This window comes from Psychrobacillus sp. OK028 (assembly GCF_900103605.1).
Lineage (GTDB): Bacteria > Bacillota > Bacilli > Bacillales_A > Planococcaceae > Psychrobacillus.
In genome coordinates, this window is sequence record NZ_FNHY01000002.1 from 25583 (window position 1) to 47483 (window position 21901).

Sequence of the window (21901 nt, forward strand, 5' to 3'; positions counted from 1 at the left end):
GAGATTTTAAATGCAAAGCCAACATATTATTCGTAACATCATCGTAGAAACACCTTCAAAACCTGGTAATTTTGCTAAGGTTGCTACCGCAATCGGTATGGCAGAGGGAGATATTGGGGATATTACCACACTTAAAAGTGGAGCGTTAACAACCGTTCGTGACATTACAATCACTTGTAAATCAAAAGATCAATTGGAACAAGTGATTTCTAATATTGAAGCAATTGGTAATGGCGTTAAAATTCAAGCAGTTACAGATGATGTTTTAAAAGCGCATGAAGGCGGTAAAATTGCTATGAAGAGCAGATTAGATGTTCGTTCATTGCGCGATCTTCAACGGATTTATACACCGGGTGTTGCTTCCGTTTGTATGGATATTTTACATAATCCAGAAAAAGCCAACTATTTTACTTCCATTGGTTCATCTGTAGCTATAGTGACAGATGGTACTGCGATTTTAGGACTTGGTAATATAGGACCTGTTGCAGGGATGCCTGTTATGGAAGGGAAAGCAGTACTCCTGGATCAATTTGTAGGATTAAGTGGAATTCCAATATTATTAAATACAAGCGACCCAGATGAGATTGTAGAGACGGTCAAGCATATTCATAAAGGATTTGGAGCGATCTTACTAGAGGATATTGGATCTCCACATTGCTTCGAAATCGAAGAAAGACTAAAAGCCGAATTACCAATTCCAGTTATGCATGATGACCAACACGGTACTGCAGTAGTAGCATTAGCAGCTATTCTATCTGCATGTAAAGCTACTAATGTGGATATTAAAAAAGCAAAAATTGGCCAAATTGGTTTAGGTGCCGCTGGATTAGCTATATGTCGTATGTTAATGGCATATGGTGTAGAGGAAGTTTATGGATTAGATCGTCAAGAGGCTGCTCAGGATCGATTGATAAGTTATGGTGGTCAAACGCTTGAGTCTTTAGAAGCTATAATGGACAAATGTGACATTATTATTGCTACAACTGGGGTATCCGGCCTTATTAAGCCAGGGATGGTTCGTGAAGGTCAAATAATATTAGCATTATCTAATCCTAATCCTGAGATTTTACCTTCGGATGCAATTGCGGCAGGAGCAGCATTTGCAGCTGACGGACGCTCAGTAAACAATGTAATCGGATTCCCAGGTATCTTCAAGGGTGCTTTAGATGCTGGAGCAAAAGAAATTACCTATCCAATGTTAATCGCCGCATCTTTAGCAATTGTTAACCACACTAAACCAGGTGAACTTATTCCTAACCCATTGGATCCTACGTTGCATCATTTAGTTGCAAGAGCAGTAGAAGAAGCTGCTAACAAAGAAATGAGTAGATAAACAAAACTTGGTTCTATCTTTTCCGAAGTGCTTTGGACAGATTTGCCAGTATATAAATTATCAATTGATATTTAAAGAGGCTGGTTTTGACTTCATCAAAACCAGCCTCTTTTTTGGTACTTTTATTTCGCTTATCATTCTGTTGTCTTACAGAAACTTTTAGGAGCAGGTTAGTGCATTTTTGGGATTTCGAAAATGGTTTTATCACTGATTTTACTTTGACTTCTGTTATCATCTAAGCGATACGCTCTGCTCAATCTTATGGTTGAGTACTCCACGATATATTGATTGGAGTGAAAGTTGGCGACTCCAGCGGGATAAGCGAGAAAGTCGAGACCCCACAGTGAGCATAACGAACGAGGAGGCTCGGCCTCGCCCGCGGAAAGCGTCCAACTGTAACGGAAATCAGCAGTGTTCTTAGGTAGTCTTTTTTCCTCACTAACCTAAGTTATTGAGGGGAAAACTTTAAAAAGAAGATTTCGGTCATGATGCCGAAATCTTCTTTTTAAATTTGTCTTCATAATTAGTTGCTTCCCTCAATGCTTTTTCCTCTGTAGGGATGCGTACTGAAAGCATAGCAAGATTTAATAGGGTAAAGGCTACAGCTGTGAAATATGCTTGAAACATTAACGGTAATAAGATGATCTCTAAACAAACAACTACATAGTTCGGATGTCGAATAAACGTATAAGGACCACTTTTAACAACATTTGCATCAGGTAAAATGATGATTTTAGTATTCCAAAAGGATCCTAAAGACGACAAGCACCATACACGTAATAGTTGAACAAATATAAAGAGTATCAAAAATACTGGAAACAAGGGGGATATCGCTCTGTTAAAAAATAATACCTCCACAATAAGACTTATAAAAAAACAGACATGCATCGTTACCATATAAGGATAATGAGAGGCTCCAACTTCATAAGCTCCCTGTGCGAGCATCCTTTTTTCATTGCGTTTAGCGATAGCCACCTCAGCAAGTCTCTGAATAATCACAAAGGAGATAAGGATGAAGAATAACAAACTAATCCCTCCAATTTAGTAATACAGCTTCTCCGCAAAAACCCGGACCTAATGCGACGAGTAACCCTAATTCATCGTTATTATGTTGTTTCTTCATAAACTGCTCCAATACATAAAGAACTGTCGGGGAGGACATATTTCCATTACTTTTTAATACTTCGCGTGAGATATGCGTATGTTCTTCTGTAAGCTCCAACGTTTCTTCATATGCCTTTAATACTTTCTTGCCTCCAGGATGTGCAACAAAGTTAGTTAGCTCAGCTTTCGTTACTTGTTGTTCACCTAGAAAATCATCAATAAAAGGTCCTAACCAAGCAGTAATAATGGAAGGAATGCTTTTGGAAAATACAACATGGAGTCCGTTATTTTTAATATTCCAACCCATAACATCTTCTGAGTCCGGCATCCATTTTGAAGCAGTTGCCGTGATGTGGGGAACCAGTTTTGACGTAGCCAATTCTGCTTCATCTCCACAAACTAAAGCACAGGCTGCTCCATCAGCAAATAGGGAGGCTCCTATTAAATTACTCTTTGAAAAGTCATTAGGTTGAAAGGTTAAGCTACAGAGCTCTACACAAACCACTAATACTTTAGAAGAAGGATATGCCTTGCAATAGTCGAAAGCTCTACTAATCCCAGATGCCCCACCAGCACAGCCTAATCCCCATAATGGAATACGTTTTGTACGATCAGAAAAAGGCAGATGATTCATCACACGTGCATCGATACTTGGAGTAGATATACCAGTACTACTAACAAATACGATTGCATCAATTTCACTAGGGTGTAGGGGAGACTCTAAAAAGTCACTATTTAAACAACTATTGATAACTTTTATACTATATTGAGTAGCTAGCTCTATATATAAATTATTACGTTCTTCAAAGCTATGTTCACTTTGGTGCCATTCTAAAGGAACGCAAAAATGGCGAGTTTGTATGTCGCCATTTTCAAACACTTTTAATAGTCTATTCAATTGAGGTATTTTGTCTTCAAATAGTTCTTTTGTGAGATTTTCAATATTAGATTGCTCTAAAGTATAGGGAGGATTATATGTACTTATCGAAGCTATTTTAGGCATGGAATATCTCCTTTGAATTTATTCTCATTATGCTTTTTAGGACTTTCGCAAGATATGAATTACTACATTTTATTTTTCTTATTAACTTTCCCTTGTAACTTCGATATATGTATGTAAGTGACATATAAGCCAATTAAGATAAGTGAGTTTGTAAATCTCCCGCAAAGGATTAAATAATCGTTCATATTATTAAGGGGATGATTTCTATGTTTCCCTAAATATTCTAATATTAAACTTTAAAAACTCAATGAAATGGTAATAGTACAATTTTTAGTGTGGTAGTAGTATCAAAAGTAGATTAAATAAATATAAATATTTTAAAGGGGTATTGTATGAGGGAAAAGAATATGAATATATAGGTGAATAATCTTTCTAATTTCACAAGTATTGATAATCAAGAGTAAATGGATAGTTATTGAAGCACGATGCTGTTGCCTATCTATCGATTCTTATAGGAATTTGGAAGAATAGGATATAGCATTTTAAATTAGTTCAGATTGCAAAATATTTATTCTTAGAATGGGGGGTACTATACATGTTAGAAAATGAATTATTCGATGAAAAAGACAATCGTAAGTATTTTGTATATATGACAAACCGTAGTCCAAATTTCCCGATGTTCGAGGGACAATTAAAGGATATTGAGAATCGAATGTATGAAGAAATTGATATGGGTTACACAAATCTCTGGGTGATGGAACGTATCGGTATTTTAAAAGAAGAAAAATGGACTTACTTTCCTGAAAATGACCTAAAAGATACTGAAAACCTCGGTTATAATCGAGAAGAAAGACATAATTATTGTACATTTATATTTCAAAAGATGAATGCAGATTCACCGTTTATTCTATATTCTTCTTTTGAAAAGGTATATAGTTATAGCACTTTCGAGGAAGCTGTTGAAGATGCTACTCAACTATTGAATAAGAAAAATTCTTACTATCCCGAGCGAGTATTTTATGTATTATGTGGAAAACTGCTCAAGAATTATACATGGCACTAATCGAGCAGAGCACAGAATCAGTCATAGCTTAATTGGGATTGAATACTAGTGTCTTGTAATAGCTTTGATTATATAGATTTATAAAAAGAGCTCATTTCACATCTGAATTTGAGCTCTTTTCTACATTAATAAGAAGACAGTGTCTATATAGATTCTTTCATCTTTTCAATAGCAATGATAAATGGTGGGTTGTTTTGTTGGTTTAAGAATTGATAGCTTAACACATGAGCAAAGGATTGCGGTAATTGTTGAACATAGGTTAGTAAAGCTTCTTTTTCTTCTTTGCCTCCAGGATGACCGTGATAAACGACTAGTACAATCATTCCACCAACTTTTAGTAGGTGGAGTAAAGATTCGATTGCCCGTAATGTAGAATTACCGGTAGTAATAATTTCATGATCACTTCCAGGCAAATATCCTAGATTGAATATGGCTGCTGAAATTTCTTGTTGGATATAAAGATGCAAATTTTCATGCCCATCCAGAATTAATGTTGCTCGTTCTAATTTGTTTGCCTCTTCTAATCTTTCGCTAGTTGCATGAATGGCTTCTGCTTGAACATCGAATGCATAAACATGGCCATGCTCTCCAACAAGCTCTGTTAAAAACAATGTGTCATGTCCATTCCCTGCTGTTGCATCCACCACTGTATCTCCTGGTTCGATAGTGGTCATTAACAATTGTTTGGCGAAAGGTAAAACTCGTTTTAGTTTCATTTTGCTACACCACTTTTTACATAATATTTTCCTTGGTAACTCTCTCTTCGTGCTAGCTCCGCATCAATTCCATTTAATACATCCCATTTGTTTACACTCCACATTGGTCCGATCATTAAGTCAATTGGGCCGTCACCAGTTATACGTTGTACAACCATCTCGGACGGTAAAACTTCTAGTTGATCGGCTACAAGATGAATATAAGCATCTCGGTCCATGAACTCTAGCATTCCTTTTTCATATTGTTTCACCATTGGCGTTCCTTTTAATAGATGAAGTAAATGTATTTTAATCCCTTGAACGTCAAGCTTGGCTACTTCTCTTGCGGTTTCCATCATCATTTCCTGGTTTTCTAAAGGCAGACCATTTATAATATGCGTACATATAGGGATTCCATGCTTTCTTAACTTGTTAACTCCTTCTATATAAGTGGGGAAGTCATGTGCGCGGTTCACCAAATTTGCAGTGCGCTCATGAACAGTTTGGAGACCAAGCTCCACCCATAAAAACGTTCGATTATGCAATTCTGCCAAATATTCGACTACATCATCTGGTAAACAATCAGGTCTTGTCGCAATAGAAATTCCTATAACGCCTTCTAATGCTAGTGCAGCCTCAAATTTCTCCTTTAAAAGAGGGAGAGGAGCGTGAGTATTTGTATAAGCCTGGAAATAGGCTATGTACTTTCCGTTTTTCCATTTTTCGTGCATGTTTGTCTTGATTTTTTCGAATTGCACAGTAATGGGATCTACTTTATCGCCAGCAAAGTCTCCACTACCGGCAACGCTACAAAAAGTACAGCCACCAAATGCCGCAGTACCATCTCTATTAGGACAATCAAACCCAGCATCCAACGCCACTTTAAAAATTTTCATACCGAATTTATCTCGTAAATAACGATTCCATGTATAATATCGTTTTCCATCAGATGGAAACGGGAAATTATTTTCAACCATTTTCTTCACTCCTTAACAGAATTATATTAACATGATTTTGTTAAGTTTGTTGTAATCTTCTTGAAGTGCTATTTGAAAAGGAATACAATGTTCTGAGTGAAATGAATTGAGGTGTTAAAATTGCCAAAAGCAGTATGGTTTTTAATAATTGGAATGTTTATCAATACAATGGGAAATTCCTTTTTATGGCCTTTACATACAATATACATGCATGACCATCTTGGACAGACACTAACGATGGCAGGATTCGTGCTTATGATTAATGCAGGAACAGGAGTTGTTGGTAATTTACTTGGAGGATATCTTTTTGACCGGATAGGTGGCTACAAATCCATTATGTCTGGCATTATTTTATCAATGGTTGCACTTTTACTCTTAACATTTTGGCATGGTTGGCCAGCATATATATGGTTTGTTGCTATTCTGGGGTTTAGTGGTGGTATAATTTTCCCAAGCATGTATGCGCTAGTAGGTAGTGTATGGCCAGAAGGTGGTAGAAAGGCTTTTAATGCTATATACTTGGCTCAGAATTTAGGAGTGGCAATAGGACCTGCTGTTGCTGGTTTTGTTGCTGATCGTAATATTAATAATATTTTTCTAGCAAATTTATTAACGTATGTTTTATTTTTAGTTATAGCAACAGTATATTACCGAAAAATGTCTGTTGCCCCCAATATAAATGCTTCTGTATTGAAAAGTTCAAAAAAAATAAAACAAAAAGCACCATTTTATGCAATGATGATTGTATCTATTGGATATATGCTTACGTGGATTGCATATGTACAGTGGACTTCTACTATTTCTACACATGTGTTGGATCTAGGTATAACTTTGAAACAGTATAGCTTACTTTGGACGATAAATGGTGCGCTAATATTAGCAGCACAACCGCTTATTAAACCAATTATTAATAGACTGGAGCATAGGATAAAAACACAGATGATTATTGGTATTGTAATATTTATGGGATCATTTGTTGTAGTTTCATTTGCAGAAGATTATACAATGTTCATCGTAGCGATGGTTGTCTTGACACTTGGGGAAATATTCGTTTGGCCAGCTGTACCAACATTGGCTGATCAGTTAGCGCCAAAAGGGAGAGAAGGATTTTATCAAGGTATTGTGAACAGCATGGCGACTATTGGGCGTATGATCGGTCCATTTGCAGGTGGAATTATGGTGGATGTTTATGGAATACAAGCGATGTTTTATGTTTTCACAGTGCTAATAGCATTAGCGATAGTTCCTACACTTTTATACGATCGACCGTTGAAGAAAGTAACAAATGCTAAGGATGTGATTTGATTTGGAAAATTTACAACAAAACTTATCTACTTCTGTTCTTGCAGAAATTTTAGAAAATGCTTTCCAATGGTTTGTTGTAGTAGATGCCGATTCTAAAATTCTGTATATAAACAAGGATTACTGCGAGTTTCTTGAAGTAGAGCGAGAGGATGCTATCGGCAAACCTGTTGCTGACATTATAGAAAATACGAAAATGCATGAAGTTATTGCTTCAGGAATTGCGGATAATGCTTCACCACATTATATTAAAGGGACATATATGCTTGCAAATCGTGTTCCTCTTTTTGTAGACGGAAAGATTGTTGGTGCTTTTGGAAGTGTAATTTTTCGAGATATGTCCGATTGGAAAAAGTTGAGTTCCCACGTTCGAACAACGATGGAAAGAATCCAATTGAACTCCGATGATAATAGTTACAACGAGTACAAATTGGGAGAGATAAAAGGGAGTTCTCCAGCCATTCGAAAAATTAAAGAAACGATTGAAATAATAGCTCCTAGCGAGCTACCCGTCTTAATCGAAGGGGAGAGTGGTACTGGAAAGGATCTATTTGCGCACAGTATTCATCAGCTTTCAGAGCGCTCTGATTTTCCCTTTGTTAAAGTAAATTGCGCTGCAGTTCCACCAGAGTTGCTGGAAAAAGAATTATTTGGGTTTTTTGATCCGCTAACTGGGAAGCTACATAATGGACGGTATAAGCAAGCAGATAAAGGCACTCTCTATATAGATGAAATAGGTGCACTTCCTCTTACTCTTCAAGCTAAGCTATTACGTACGATGCAGGAGGAAGAAATAACGCCAGTAAATTCGGAGTTCAGTGAAAAAGTAAATGTTCGTATTGTGGTTTCCTCTAATATTTCACTCGCTCAATTAATAGATGAAAAGAAATTTCGAGAGGATTTGTTTTATCGTCTGCAGGCAATCACCCTACGAATTCCTCCATTAAGAGAAAGAATGGAAGATTTCATCGACTTACTCCATTATTTTTTACAAAAATTTATGCTGCAGGCCGGTCGAAGACATGTGACTCTAGCTACTAAAACGAGAGAAATACTACAATCCTATCACTGGCCAGGAAATGTAAGAGAATTACAAAACATACTCCAAGCAGCCGTTTTCATGGCAGAAAAAGATGTGATATTGCCATCTGCGTTACCTTCCCAGATAAAGCTAAGAAATGTTCCCTCTTTCCATACTACTGGTACTTTAGAAGATATATTGGCGGATGTTGAAAAGAAAGTACTTCAATCTTATTTAGAGGAAGAGACAGATAAAATTCAAATTGCAAAGCAACTTGGTCTTAGCAGATCAACTTTGTATGAAAAAATTAAAAAACACAACTTATGACCTAAATCCGATTTTTTGGACACGAATCCAATAAATCGGATTTTCAATTTTGTGAAAAAGTTTGAATTTTTCTTATTTCGCTCATAATTATCCGGAAATCTGGACTGTTAAAAAATTATTCGTTAACAATATCGTCACAATTGCTATTGATTGAAAATTTTGATTGTGTTTTAATAGCTTTTGAAAGCGCTTTTATTTCTCAAGGTATTCCACAATGCCAAGTATAGCAATCTATTCTTCTGCAGGAGTTTAGAATTGTGGTATCTAAAATTTATTAAAGAGGATGATAACTGACTAACTATTTATTTCTTACTAGATTTTGTTTTATATTTCGATCACTTTGATAAATTATTGCATTAAAAAGATGACTTGGTATTTTATTGAGATTAACTAATAGGGGGATTTGTATATGGAAGCATTAAGTATGATCGGTCTTATAGGCGGCTTAGCCTTATTAATTGTTTTGACCATGAAAGGGGTAAATATACTAATAGCAGGTCCAATATCAGCACTTTTGGTAGCTGTAACTAGTGGAATGCCGTTGTTCAAACAGCTTGCCGCTGAAGGAGAGGCTGATTTTGTTTCAAGTTATATGGCAGGGTTTACTGGGTTTATCGCTTCTTGGTATTTGATGTTCTTACTTGGAGCTGTGTTTGGTAAAGTCATGGAGGATAGCGGTGCAGCAGATTCCGTATCCAAATGGATTGTAGATAAATTGGGCATGAAGTATGCAGTGCTTGCAATTGTACTTGCCTGTGCGGTTCTTACATATGGAGGCGTGAGTCTTTTCGTTGTTGCGTTCTCTGTATATCCAATGGCCATTTCACTATTTAAACAAGCGGACTTACCACGTCGTTTTATACCAGCAACACTAGCATTAGGATCTGTAACATTTACGATGACATCTGCGGGTTCACCTGAAATTCAAAACTGGATTCCAATTGAATTTTTAGGTACGAATGCTTATGCAGGTTGGGAAGTAAGTATTATCGTAGCAGTGTTCATGGCGACATTCGGTTACTGGTGGTTGAAACGTATTATTCAAAAAGCTGTTAATAAAGGGGAAAGATTTGTCAATCGTGATACTGATCCATCTTTTGATACGAAAAGAAATTTACCAAATCCATTCTTAGCGATGATTCCTTTGGTAGTTGTATTATTAATCTCATTTATTTTCCATGATAAACTTGCTCAATCAGCTCTAATAATAGCGTTACTAGGTGGTGTTATTGCAACCTATATTGTTGGAAGAAAGTATTCCGAAAATTTCTGGGAAGCTTTTTCAGCTGGTACAGTTGGGGCGATAATTGCAATTGGTAATACTGCAGCGGTAGTAGGATTTGGAGGAGTTGCTAAAAACGTACCTGCATTTACAACCGCTGTAGAAGCAATGACAAATATTCCGGGGTCACCATTAATTGGTGCTGCTATCGCAGTATCTGTAATTGCAGGTATGACTGGTTCTTCATCTGGCGGTCAAACAATCGCCTTACCATTGTTAGCGCCGCATTACATGGATATGGGTGTTAACCCAGAGGCACTTCATAGGGTGGTTGCAATTTCTTCTGGTGCTCTTGATTCATTGCCACATAATGGGTACGTAGTAACAACTATTCAATCAATCTGTGGTGAAAAACATAGTGCTGCCTATTGGCCAGTTGCAGCCACAACTGTAGTAGTGCCATTACTAGGAACTGCTATTGCAATTATATTATTCTCACTTGGTTTTGGTATTTAACTATTCAGCCAAGGTACTTAAGGGTTGATACTTGGAGGTAAAACAAATGGTAAAAGATAAAGTGCTTCTTATTACTGGAGCAGCACAGGGTATTGGCTTTGAAATTGCTCAAGAATTTTATAAAGCTGGTGCGAAGGTTGTTCTAACCGATATAAACGAAGAAAAGGTAAAGGAAGCTGCTACAGCATTAGGCAATAATGTGCTTGGTATTAAATGTGATGTGACAAACGAAGAAGATATTATTAACTCGATTAATCTAACTATAGAGGAATACGGTAAGGTTGATATTTTAATAAATAATGCGGGAATGCAGCATGTTGCAATGCTGGAGGATTTTCCAACAGAACGCTTTGAGTTGCTGATAAAAATAATGTTAACAGCACCTTTTGTGGCAACTAAACATGTGCTTCCACATATGCGGAAGAATGGATTTGGTAGAATTATTAATATGGCCTCTATTAATGGTTTAGTTGGTTTTGCTGGTAAAGCAGCCTATAACTCTGCTAAACATGGGGTAATTGGACTTACAAAAGTTGCAGCCCTTGAAACAGCTGCTGACGGGATCACAGTAAATGCTGTTTGTCCAGGCTACGTGGACACTCCACTTGTTCGAAACCAATTTAAGGATTTAGCAAAAGTCCGCAATGTTCCTGTTGAATCTGTTCTAGAGGAAGTATTATATCCATTAGTTCCTCAGAAAAGATTATTAGATGTAAAAGAAATTGCAGATTTAACTTTATTTTTGGCAAGCGATGCCGCTAAAGGTATGACGGGGCAAGCAGTTGTTTTAGACGGTGGGTACACGAGTCAATAATTATTTCCTTTATATAAAACGCCCGATTTGATAATCGGTGCGTTTTATATAATATGTAGGAAAATAGTTTGCTAAGTTGTCGGATATTTGAGAAAATATTAATTGTATCAAGCTTACAAATGAAAGGAGATTGGAGCATGAAACCTATTTATAATTCAGCACAAGAAGCTGTTGCAGGAGTGCAGGATGGAATGACACTAATGGTAGGAGGCTTTGGTCTTGTTGGTATACCGGAGCAGCTAATATTAGCATTAGTGGATAAAGGTGTGAAGGACTTAACAGTTATCTCCAACAATTGTGGTGTTGATGACTGGGGTCTAGGACTACTACTAAAAAATAAACAAATTAAGAAAATGATTGGTTCATATGTTGGGGAAAACAAAGAGTTTGAAAGACAGGTAATTTCTGGTGAGATTGAGGTGGAATTAACACCACAAGGAACTTTAGCGGAGAAAATCCGTGCCGGTGGTGCAGGGATTCCAGCATTCTATACTCCGGCTGGTGTAGGAACTATTGTGGCAGAAGGAAAAGAAATTCGAGTATACGATGGAAAAGAATATGTACTAGAAGAGTCTCTTCGTGCTGATTATGCATTTATACGTGCAGCAAAGGCAGACAAATTCGGAAATCTTATTTATAATATGACAGCTCAAAACTTCAATCCAATGATGGCCGCAGCAGGTAAAATTACCATTGCGGAAGTAGAAGAAGTCGTGGAAACAGGAGACTTAAATCCTGCTCAAATACATACACCGAGTATTTATGTACAAGGTCTATTCCAAGCAAAACAGGAAAAAAGAATCGAACGTTTAACGACACGTTCTTAAGGAGGAGTTTCGATTGAATACACGTGAAAAAATTGCAAGAAGAGCAGAAAAAGAAATCGAAAATGGAAATTACGTAAACTTAGGAATTGGAATTCCAACTTTAGTAGCGAATTTCATCGCTCCGGATAAAACGGTCGTTTTACAATCTGAAAATGGTTTGCTGGGCATTGGACCGTATCCAACCGAACAAGAAGTAGACCCAGATCTTATAAATGCTGGTAAGGAAACCGTTACTACAATTCCAGGCTCTGCTTTTTTCGATAGTGCAGAGTCATTTGCGATGATTCGTGGAGGACATGTAGACGTAGCTATTTTAGGTGCGATGGAAGTATCCGAAAAAGGTGACCTTGCGAATTGGATGATTCCAGGGAAGATGATTAAGGGTATGGGAGGAGCAATGGACCTAGTACACGGTGCCAAAAAAATTATCGTCATTATGGATCATTGTGCTAAGGACGGTTCTGCTAAGATTAAAAAACAATGCGAATTACCTTTAACGGGTAAAGCAGTTGTGAATAAAATTATAACAGAACGGGCAATGATAGAAGTAACAGAAAATGGACTTGAATTAAAAGAGGTATTCGAGGGTTATTCTGTTCAAGATATTATTGATGCTACGGAAGCTGATCTTATTATTAAAGATGTTAAAGAAAATGTAGCGATCTAATAACAGCTTGTATTTTATTTTGAAATCCATTATTATAAAACTAATAGAAGTGGACTGTGAAAAGGATTAGTAAATAAATTTCGTTTCTTTAGAGAGCTAACAGATGGTGCAAGTTAGCGTTACGAACTATTGAACTCGCCTTTGAGTCTGTGTAAGTGAACTAACAGTAGCTTATACCGTTTTCCGCGTTAAGGAGTCAAGTTGAGTGAGTTTTCACTAATTTGGGTGGTACCGCGTGAGTATATCTCTCGTCCCTTAGTTTTTTAAGGGGCGAGTTTTTTTATTTCTAGCTACAGCACCTACCCCTTCTGAGTCGCTTCAGGATTTCGGGGCCGCACGATGCGGTTAGTCAGTCGTTGTGATACGATGTCACTAGTTTAGACTGACTTCCTTTGCAAAGTACGCCTTTACTTGAAATCTTACCAGCGCAAAGCTCGTCGCAGAAGAACGTTGTCGGGGCTTGCAGAGGTGCTTACGCTTTTTACATTTGAGGAGGAATATTTTATGAGCTTTAATCATGAGGCAATTGAAAAAAAGTGGCAAAATTATTGGCAGGAAAATAAAACGTATAAGATGACAGATGATCCATCCAAACCAAAATTTTATGCATTGGATATGTTCCCTTATCCGTCAGGTGTAGGTCTACACGTAGGGCATCCACTGGGATATATTGCAACAGATATTTTAAGTGCATTTAAACGTAAACAAGGCTATAACGTTCTTCATCCAATGGGTTGGGACGCTTTTGGTCTTCCAGCAGAGCAATATGCAATTGATACTGGGAATGATCCTGCAGAGTTCACTGCTAAAAATATTGCTACCTTTAAACGTCAGATGACGGATTTAGGATTTTCATTTGACTGGGACAGAGAGGTTAATACAACAGATCCTTCTTATTACAAATGGACGCAATGGATTTTCATCCAACTATACAAAAAAGGTCTTGCATATGTAGATGAAGTGCCAGTAAACTGGTGTCCAGCATTAGGAACTGTTTTGGCTAATGAAGAAGTAATCGATGGAGTTTCAGAACGTGGAGGGCACCCAGTAGAACGTCGTCCAATGCGTCAATGGGTACTTCGCATTACTGCTTATGCAGATAGACTTTTGGAAGATTTAGATGATCTTGACTGGCCAGATAGCTTAAAAGAAATGCAACGTAACTGGATTGGTCGTTCAGAAGGTGCAGAGCTTACTTTTGAGGTGGCTGGTACAAATGAATCGTTCCGAGCATTTACAACTCGCCCCGATACTATTTTTGGTGCAACTTATGCAGTATTAGCACCAGAACACAAGCTTGTTGATGTAATAACGACAGCAGAGCAAGCAGAAGCAGTGCAAGCTTATAAAGATCAAGTGAAACTGAAAAGTGACTTAGAACGTACTGATCTTGCGAAGCACAAAACAGGTGTTTTTACAGGCGCTTATGCGATCAATCCAGTAAGTGGCCAGAGAATGCCGATTTGGATTGCCGATTATGTGTTAGCATCATATGGAACAGGAGCTATTATGGCAGTTCCTGCACACGATGAGCGTGATTTTGAATTTGCAAAACAATTTGATTTGCCAATCGTAGAAGTAGTTTCTGGCGGGGATATTTCAAAAGAAGCTTACACAGCTGACGGTACGCTTGTTAACTCAGAATTCTTAAACGGCTTAAATAAATCAGAAGCAATTTCAAAAGCAATCGAATGGTTTGAAGCAAACGGTAAAGGTGAGAAGAAAATCACGTATCGTCTACGTGACTGGTTATTCAGCCGTCAACGTTATTGGGGTGAGCCGATTCCAATTATTCATTGGGAAGATGGTACTTCTACACCAGTAGAGGAATCAGAGTTACCATTAATGCTTCCGGTTACAACGGACATTAAACCGAGTGGAACAGGGGAATCACCACTAGCTAATATTACGGAATGGGTAAATGTTGTAGATCCAGTTACAGGTAAAAAAGGTCGCCGTGAAACGAATACAATGCCGCAGTGGGCAGGTAGCTGCTGGTATTACCTTCGTTATATCGATCCGAATAATGACGAAGCACTAGTAGATCCAGAATTAGCGAAGCGTTGGCTACCAGTTGATATTTATGTAGGTGGGGCAGAGCATGCAGTTCTTCATTTATTGTACGCGCGCTTCTGGCATAAATTCCTATACGATATCGGAGTAGTGACAACAAAAGAGCCATTCCAAAAGTTATTTAACCAAGGAATGATCCTTGGTGAAGGTAATGAGAAGATGTCTAAATCGAAAGGGAATGTAGTAAACCCAGATGATATCGTGAAAAGTCACGGTGCCGACTCACTTCGACTTTATGAAATGTTCATGGGACCACTGGACTCTTCGAAACCTTGGTCAACAAACGGGTTAGATGGTTCAAGAAGATTTCTAGATCGTATTTGGCGTTTGCTTGTTGATGAAGACGGTAAATTGAGTGCTAAAGTTACTGATACTTCTTCCGCTAATATGGAAAAAGCATATCATCAAACAGTAAAAAAAGTGACAGAAGACTTTGAAGCTATGCATTATAATACAGCTATTTCGCAAATGATGGTATTTATCAATGAAGGCTACAAAGCGGAGCAAATTTCAAAAGAATATGTAGAAGGATTTGTGAAGCTTATTTCTCCAATCGTTCCACATATTGCAGAGGAGCTTTGGAGCATTCTTGGACATAACGATACTATCGTATATGAGTCTTGGCCAACATTCGACGAATCTAAATTAGTAGACAATGAAGTTGAAATTCCTGTTCAAATTAAAGGAAAAGTTCGTGCAAAATTACTTGTTGCCAAAGACGCAACAAAAGAAGAGCTAGAATCATTAGCTCTTGCTTCCGAGCAAGTACAACAATGGTTGGAAGGGCAAGAAGTGAAGAAGATTATTGCAATTCCAGGCAAAATGGTGAATATCGTAATTTAAATCAATATCAAGCTAAGCTGCTTTCCCTTTTTTGATGGGAAGCAGCTTTTTGTTTTTTTAATAATTGAAATCACAAATATTAGTTTTCTAATTGAACAAAAAAGCCTTATAAATATTCACAATTTATACATACTATCGACCTAATAAGTGTTTTAAATCACTCTTTTTTATAATGCTTTTGACTATGATGAAACTATAAAACAGATCGGCAATAAAAACTAAGGAGGGTATTAAGATGAGGATATCATTAAAATGTTTTTTCGCTTCACTAGTTGGAACATCGATCGTATTAGGGGGATGTTTAGGAGAAAGTGCTTCAGTTGAAAAAGAAGTAAATGACCATGTGAGTGCTGCAATGGACGTCGACGCAGTTAAAGTAATTGAACCACACAAAGACCTTAATCAAGAACCAGTACCGCTAAAGGTGGAAAGGATTTCAAAGCATGAAGTCAATGTGGAAATGACCGCACAGATTACGGACATTGAAATCGAGAAAGGGTATATCTATAAGGCGTGGACTTTTAACGGAGAAGCACCTGGTCCGGTTATTGTTGTAAACGAAGGAGATACAATTAATTTCACACTTAAAAATATGGACCCTGCTATTCCACATAGCATGGATTTCCACGCCGTGCATGCTTCGCCATCTAAAGACTTTTCTGACGTACTGCCAGTAGAAACTGGAACATTCTCTTATCCTGCTACTAAACCTGGTGTATTCATGTATCACTGTGGAACAGCTCCAGTACTTTCACATATTGCTAATGGAATGCACGGGGTGATTATTGTTAAACCAGTTAATGGTTATCCAAATGACGCAGAGATCGATAAAGAAATCGTTATTATTCAAAATGAATGGTATAAATACAATGATTTAGAAGACTTTACGAATGGTGTGCCAAGTCAAGTTGTTATGTCAACGAAAGCTCTTAAAGAAGGGGACCGTAATACTAACGGTGATACTTATTCGTTGAAAGATGAGCCACTTTTAGCTAAAGTAGGAGATCGTGTAAGACTTTATGTAAATAATGTAGGACCTAACGAAATAAGCTCATTACACGTTACTGGTACTATATTTGATCATGTATATGTCGATGGAAATCCAGCTAACCATATGGTGGGATTACAAACTGTCATGTTACCTGCAAGTGGGGGAGCAGTAGTTGAATTTACTGTTACTCGGGAGGGCACATACTCTATTTTAACTCATCAATTTAACCATGTTACTAAAGGTGCAGTAGCACTTTTAAAGGTAACAGAAACTGGTGAAGATGATGGGATAGCTGCTGGAGGTCATTAATGAAAAAGTATGAACCTGCATGTTAAAATGTTGAAATGTTGAAGCTAAGTTGCTGTGGGGAGGGAATATCCTCACTGCTTTAATTCTTTCGGGTATAACCCTGTTATAATAGGGATATAAAATCGATTAATTAGTTAAAGAAGGAAGTGTAAAAACGATGAATTTTGAAACAGTTATGCAGGAACTTGAGGCACTCGGCAAGGAAAGAACGAAGAAAATATATATGTCCAATGGTGCGCATGAGCCACTTTTTGGCGTAGCTACAGGCGCCATGAAACCAATAGCAAAGAAGGTAAAAATAAATCAAGCGTTAGCTGAAGAACTATATGCGACTGGGAATTACGATGCGATGTACTTTGCAGGAATTATCGCGGATCCAAAAGGTATGACGGAGGCAGATTACGATCGTTGGATGGATACGGCTTATTTTTATATGCTGTCTGATTATGTAGTCGCTGTAACGTTATCTGAGTCAGATATTGCACAGGAAGTTGCCGATAAATGGATTGCAAGTGGAGAAGAACTGAAAATGTCAGCAGGCTGGAGCTGTTACTGTTGGCTTTTAGGAAATCGAAAAGACTTCGAATTCTCCGAAAGTAAGATTGCTGGAATGCTTGACCTAGTGAAGAAAACAATTAACGATTCGCCAGAACGAGCAAAATCTGCTATGAATAATTTTTTATATACTGTAGGGATCTCTTATTTGCCCCTTCATGAAAAGGCGGTCGAAACTGCTAAACAAATTGGTGTTGTAGAAATGAAACGCGAAAACAAAAAAAGTAGTTTCTTAAATGCTTTCGAAACTATTCAAAAAGAAGTGGATAGAGGTAGAATTGGTTTTAAACGCAAATATGTTAGATGTTAAAATAACGTTAAAAAAAGCTGCTTAATCCTTTTTCGTGATAAGCAGCTTTTTTGTTATTTTTTGGTTATTCCAACTAAAGTGCTCATTATTCCAACTAAGCCCTTCAAAATTCCAACTACGCCTCTCCGTATTCCAACTAAACTCATTTGCTAGCATATTTTGAATCTAAAAAGCTCCTAGAATGAGTTTAGAAGCTTCGAAATTAGCCTATTTTACATAATTTCTCTCAAGCGTTTCGATAAATGACTGCATGATTCGATCTCCTAGCTCTGTCCCAATCGATTCTGGATGAAACTGAAGACCATACAAAGGAAAGTTTATATGCTGAATTGCCATTATTTCATTATCATCGTCCGCTCTAGCAAGCACTTCCAATTCATCTATTAACGAATTTTCTTCTATGACTAGCGAATGATAGCGCATGACCGAAATCGGTTCCTCAAAACTCTCGAATAGTCCTTGATTTTTATAGGAAATGGGGGACATTTTACCGTGCATTATTGTTTTTGCTCGCACAATTTTTGCACCAAAAGCTGCTCCAATTGATTGATGTCCTAGACAAATACCTAAAATCGGATACTTTTTGTAAAGCTTTTGAATAAGTGCAATTGAAATTCCTGCTTCTGCAGGAGTACCTGGGCCGGGGGAAATGATAATTGCATCAGGATTCAATAGCTCAATTTCACTAATAGTAATAGCGTCATTACGAACTACTCTTACTTCTTTTCCGAGTATGCTTATTTGCTGATATAAATTATACGTAAATGAATCATAGTTATCGATGAGTAAAATCATTGTTGCACCTCCAAAAGAGCCTTAGCTTTATTAAGCGTTTCCTCATATTCACTCTTTGGAATCGAATCATGGACAATACCGGCTCCAGCTTGAACATGGGCATAATTTTCCTTCACGACCATTGTTCGTATGGCAAGCGCTAAATCCATATTACCAGTTACTGAAATATAGCCAACGGCCCCTGCGTAAACACCGCGTTTCATAGGTTCTAAATTATTGATGATCTGCATGGCTCTAATTTTCGGTGCTCCCGACACAGTTCCAGCAGGTAGACAAGTAGTTAACACATCTAGAACATGTGCATTTTCCTTCAGTCGTCCAGTAACTTCTGACACTATATGCATGACGTATTTATAGTACTCAATTTTCATATACTTTTCGATATGAACTGTTCCGATTTCTGCGATACGACCGATATCATTGCGTCCCAAATCAACGAGCATCCGATGCTCGGCGACTTCTTTTTCATCATTCAATAACTCATTTGCTATGCGAGCATCTTCCTCCTCATTTATTCCACGGGGTTTTGTTCCCGCTATAGGATTGGTTGTCACTAGACCATCTTTAACTTTTACCAAGCTTTCTGGCGATGTTCCCAATATCGTATAGGCTTCAAAATCCATATAGAACATATAAGGAGATGGATTGGAGGTACGAAGCTGTCGGTATAGCGAAAAAGGATCTCCATTAAATGGAGAAGTAAAACGCTGAGATAGTACAACCTGGAATATGTCGCCTTTTAAAATATGTTCCTTTGCTTTTTCTATCATATTAGTAAAGTCTTTTTCTCGAATCTGTGGTTTAAAAGCGAGGGATGATTCCATATTAACTACCATTTTTGGTCCCTGCTGAAGCTCAGCTAGAATATTATCTATTGAAACAGACATATCTTCAGTTGAACGTCCGTTTTGAAATAAATCAATAGCTGCAATGGTCACTATTTGTTTTAAATGATCAAAAATGATAAACGTATCGTAAAACATAACATGGACATCGGGCATCTCTAATTCGTCATTTAATAGGCCACCAATTTGTTCATTATAAAATGCAGTTTCATAACCAAAATAACCAATAGCCCCTCCAAAAAAAGAAAAAGGATAATAATTTGGATGAATCGGCATCATTGTTTTAAGTTTTTCAATTACAGATATCTTGTCTTGTTCGAACTCTCCATTTTCAAGTGCTAATGAATACCCATGCTGGTCACCGGTTAATTCACCAATGGGATCCACTGCGATAAATGAATATCGTCCACTTTCCTCATGCTTTGCGGAGGATTCAAATAACATTTTTTTCTTTCCGTTCAATGAATGATAGATGGAAATAGGAGTCATCATATCCCCTTGAATTTCTTTCATTTGATAGCTTCTCGTCTCAACTGTCATTTCTCAGCTCTCCTTTTCTAAGGCTAATCTCTGCTCAACTCACCAAAACACAAAAAGGCCCTCCATCGTAAAGGACGGAGAGCCGTGGTGCCACCTTCATTGATTACTATTGTAATCCACTTATTGCAACCAAACAGTTGCGAGTCCTATAACGTAGACGAACGCCAAAACCTACTGAGTTTAAATGTTCAGCTTTGGAGCTAAGAAGCCCATTCACTTTATTGCCTGCACTGACTTGCACCTGCCGTCAGCTCTCTACAGCATTTCATAAAGCTACTATTCTTCCTTATCGCTTGTTATAGATTATTGTATTATAAATTATTTTAAAATTCAATCGATTTCGCGGCACTCATTCCAGCTATTTTTCCTGTTACAAGTGCAGAAGTGATATTGTATCCACCTGTGTAACCATGTATATCTAAAATTTCACCACAAAAATACAGCCCATCTTTTTTCTTCGAAGCCATTGTTTTGGGTTCTATTTCCTTAATAGATACACCTCCGCCAGTAACAAATGCTTTTTCTAAAGGCTGTGTACCATATACATGGACACTGAATTGCTTTAACTCATGAGCAAGTGCTCGGATTTTTTCATGCGCAAGATTTTGACCATCTTCACTTTCTTGAATTCCAGTCCGTTGTAGTAAAAATAAAAGCCATCTTTCTGGTACGATACCTTTCCATACATTTTTTACTGATTTTTTAGGATCCTCTTTAATAGAAGATAATAACATTTGGAAAGTTTCTTCTTCATTTTGTTCTGGAAGACTATCAATTCGAACAGCAACAGGTTGTCCACCATTTTTCTTTTGTTCCTTTACTACGAATTGGCTACATCTTAAGACAGCAGGACCACTTAATCCGAAATGGGTAAACAGCATATCCATTTCATGCGTAATAATGGCTTTTCCTTTTTTATTTAACACAGAAACACCAGCACCACGAAGTGCAAGGCCCTGAAGCTCCTTCGATTTGATAAATGTCTCATTGGACAATAAAGGTACCTCTGTAGGATACAGGTCGGTCACAGTATGTCCAGCTTTTTCAGCCCAGGGATAACCATCTCCAGTTGATCCGGTTTGAGGAACTGCTTTGCCCCCGACCGCTACAACGATGGCACTTGAAGTAATTTCTTCACCAGAAGCTAGTCTAACGCCAATTACTTTTTCATCATTCATTAATAATTTGGCTACAGCAGAATTTAACTTTATTTCTACCTGTAATCTTTTTAACTCATCAAGTAGGGCATTGACGACATCCATCGCTTTGTTGGACACTGGGAACATTCTTCCGTGATCTTCTTCCTTTAAAGGGACGTCAAGATTTTCAAAGAACTCAATGATATCTTCATTATTAAAAATAGAAAATGGGCTGAATAAAAATCGTCCATTTCCAGGAATATTTTTTACAATTTCTTCTTGGGGAAGTCTGTTGGTAACATTACAGCGTCCTCCACCAGATATAGCAAGCTTTTTCCCAAGCTTATTTCCTTTTTCAATTAGTAGTACTTTCTTGTTTTCTGCACCTGCTGCGGCAGCGGCCATTAATCCAGAGGGACCCCCACCAATTACAATAACGTCATACATAATAAATTCACACTTTCACTTTTTTCTTTATTATACATGATTGTGGTTTTGTTTAGACAGTTGTACACTGTAAGATAGACATTTTAACTTCATTAAGCCGATGTATACCACTTCTAAAAGTGGTGATGTGAAAGCGAATTATGTTTTCAATTAAGTGGTGTCCACAAACATTTGCTTAATAAAGTTATGGCCTCCGGCGAATGCCACAGATTTTTAAATGAATTTCTCAAGCGAGCTTGATAA

The 21901-nt window shown here is 37.5% G+C and carries 18 protein-coding genes and 2 other annotated features; of the genes, 11 read left to right on the forward strand and 7 right to left on the reverse strand.

Translation table 11 applies throughout. The features are described from left to right. Nucleotides 1-10 precede the first annotated feature (10 nt). Entirely contained in the window at nucleotides 11-1333 is a 1323-nt protein-coding gene (locus BLR36_RS03345; RefSeq protein ID WP_093060315.1) for an NAD-dependent malic enzyme, read from the forward strand. Between the two features lie 483 nt (nucleotides 1334-1816). Here BLR36_RS03345 and BLR36_RS03355 read toward each other — a convergent pair whose 3' ends face one another. Next, on the reverse strand, nucleotides 1817-2359 hold the full coding sequence (locus tag BLR36_RS03355; RefSeq protein WP_305775336.1) for an isoprenylcysteine carboxyl methyltransferase family protein: 543 nt from the start codon (nucleotides 2357-2359) through the stop codon (nucleotides 1817-1819). A gap of 1 nt (nucleotide 2360) precedes the next feature. Continuing rightward, the gene (locus BLR36_RS03360; RefSeq protein WP_093060317.1) at nucleotides 2361-3440 is read right to left on the reverse strand and encodes a type III polyketide synthase; all 1080 of its coding nucleotides are present in this window, start codon (nucleotides 3438-3440) and stop codon (nucleotides 2361-2363) included. Between the two features lie 535 nt (nucleotides 3441-3975). Between BLR36_RS03360 and BLR36_RS03365 the strand changes: the two genes are divergently transcribed. Then, complete coding sequence (locus BLR36_RS03365) at nucleotides 3976-4443, forward strand: hypothetical protein (protein ID WP_093060318.1); 468 nt, start codon at nucleotides 3976-3978, stop codon at nucleotides 4441-4443. Between the two features lie 143 nt (nucleotides 4444-4586). Here the strand turns inward: BLR36_RS03365 and BLR36_RS03370 are convergent, their stop codons facing one another. After that, nucleotides 4587-5159, reverse strand: coding sequence for a tRNA 5-(aminomethyl)-2-thiouridylate-methyltransferase MnmM (locus tag BLR36_RS03370; RefSeq protein ID WP_093060319.1), 573 nt, complete (start codon nucleotides 5157-5159; stop codon nucleotides 4587-4589). After that, nucleotides 5156-6115, reverse strand: coding sequence for a tRNA modification radical SAM protein MnmL/YtqA (locus BLR36_RS03375; protein WP_093060320.1), 960 nt, complete (start codon nucleotides 6113-6115; stop codon nucleotides 5156-5158). The genes BLR36_RS03370 and BLR36_RS03375 overlap by 4 nt, the downstream gene beginning before the upstream one ends. A 120-nt stretch (nucleotides 6116-6235) precedes the next feature. Between BLR36_RS03375 and BLR36_RS03380 the strand changes: the two genes are divergently transcribed. The 9 genes from BLR36_RS03380 (at nucleotide 6236) to BLR36_RS03420 (ending at nucleotide 17892) form a co-directional block, all read left to right on the forward strand. Then, the gene (locus tag BLR36_RS03380) at nucleotides 6236-7420 is read left to right on the forward strand and encodes an MDR family MFS transporter (RefSeq protein WP_093060321.1); all 1185 of its coding nucleotides are present in this window, start codon (nucleotides 6236-6238) and stop codon (nucleotides 7418-7420) included. 1 nt (nucleotide 7421) lies between these two features. Continuing rightward, complete coding sequence (locus tag BLR36_RS03385) at nucleotides 7422-8765, forward strand: sigma-54 interaction domain-containing protein (protein WP_093060322.1); 1344 nt, start codon at nucleotides 7422-7424, stop codon at nucleotides 8763-8765. A 409-nt stretch (nucleotides 8766-9174) separates the two neighbouring features. Continuing rightward, on the forward strand, nucleotides 9175-10503 hold the full coding sequence (locus BLR36_RS03390; protein ID WP_093060323.1) for a GntP family permease: 1329 nt from the start codon (nucleotides 9175-9177) through the stop codon (nucleotides 10501-10503). A gap of 46 nt (nucleotides 10504-10549) precedes the next feature. After that, complete coding sequence (locus tag BLR36_RS03395; RefSeq protein ID WP_093060324.1) at nucleotides 10550-11317, forward strand: 3-hydroxybutyrate dehydrogenase; 768 nt, start codon at nucleotides 10550-10552, stop codon at nucleotides 11315-11317. A 137-nt stretch (nucleotides 11318-11454) separates the two neighbouring features. Next, nucleotides 11455-12144, forward strand: a complete 690-nt coding sequence (locus BLR36_RS03400) for a CoA transferase subunit A (protein WP_093060325.1) — start codon at nucleotides 11455-11457, stop codon at nucleotides 12142-12144. A 13-nt stretch (nucleotides 12145-12157) separates the two neighbouring features. After that, nucleotides 12158-12811, forward strand: coding sequence for a 3-oxoacid CoA-transferase subunit B (locus tag BLR36_RS03405; protein ID WP_093060326.1), 654 nt, complete (start codon nucleotides 12158-12160; stop codon nucleotides 12809-12811). Nucleotides 12812-12858: 47 nt separating this feature from the next. Beyond that, nucleotides 12859-13070 (forward strand) — a binding site (T-box leader). A 245-nt stretch (nucleotides 13071-13315) separates the two neighbouring features. Then, nucleotides 13316-15727: a leucine--tRNA ligase gene (gene leuS, locus BLR36_RS03410; protein ID WP_093060327.1), complete on the forward strand. Its 2412-nt coding sequence runs from the start codon at nucleotides 13316-13318 to the stop codon at nucleotides 15725-15727. 235 nt (nucleotides 15728-15962) lie between these two features. Continuing rightward, nucleotides 15963-17027 carry a multicopper oxidase domain-containing protein gene (locus tag BLR36_RS03415; protein WP_093060328.1) on the forward strand — a complete coding sequence of 355 codons (1065 nt, stop codon included), beginning with the start codon at nucleotides 15963-15965 and terminating at the stop codon, nucleotides 17025-17027. A 157-nt stretch (nucleotides 17028-17184) separates the two neighbouring features. After that, complete coding sequence (locus tag BLR36_RS03420) at nucleotides 17185-17892, forward strand: DNA alkylation repair protein (protein ID WP_093060329.1); 708 nt, start codon at nucleotides 17185-17187, stop codon at nucleotides 17890-17892. A 207-nt stretch (nucleotides 17893-18099) separates the two neighbouring features. Here the strand turns inward: BLR36_RS03420 and BLR36_RS03425 are convergent, their stop codons facing one another. From BLR36_RS03425 to BLR36_RS03435, 3 genes are all read right to left on the reverse strand, one after another. After that, nucleotides 18100-18687: an anthranilate synthase component II gene (locus BLR36_RS03425; RefSeq protein ID WP_093060330.1), complete on the reverse strand. Its 588-nt coding sequence runs from the start codon at nucleotides 18685-18687 to the stop codon at nucleotides 18100-18102. Further along, complete coding sequence (gene trpE / locus BLR36_RS03430) at nucleotides 18684-20072, reverse strand: anthranilate synthase component I (RefSeq protein ID WP_093060331.1); 1389 nt, start codon at nucleotides 20070-20072, stop codon at nucleotides 18684-18686. Before trpE ends, BLR36_RS03425 begins: the two co-directional genes overlap by 4 nt. Before the next feature lie 67 nt (nucleotides 20073-20139). Continuing rightward, nucleotides 20140-20371: a binding site (T-box leader), on the reverse strand. 24 nt (nucleotides 20372-20395) lie between these two features. Further along, complete coding sequence (locus BLR36_RS03435; protein WP_093060332.1) at nucleotides 20396-21658, reverse strand: BaiN/RdsA family NAD(P)/FAD-dependent oxidoreductase; 1263 nt, start codon at nucleotides 21656-21658, stop codon at nucleotides 20396-20398. Nucleotides 21659-21901 lie beyond the last annotated feature (243 nt).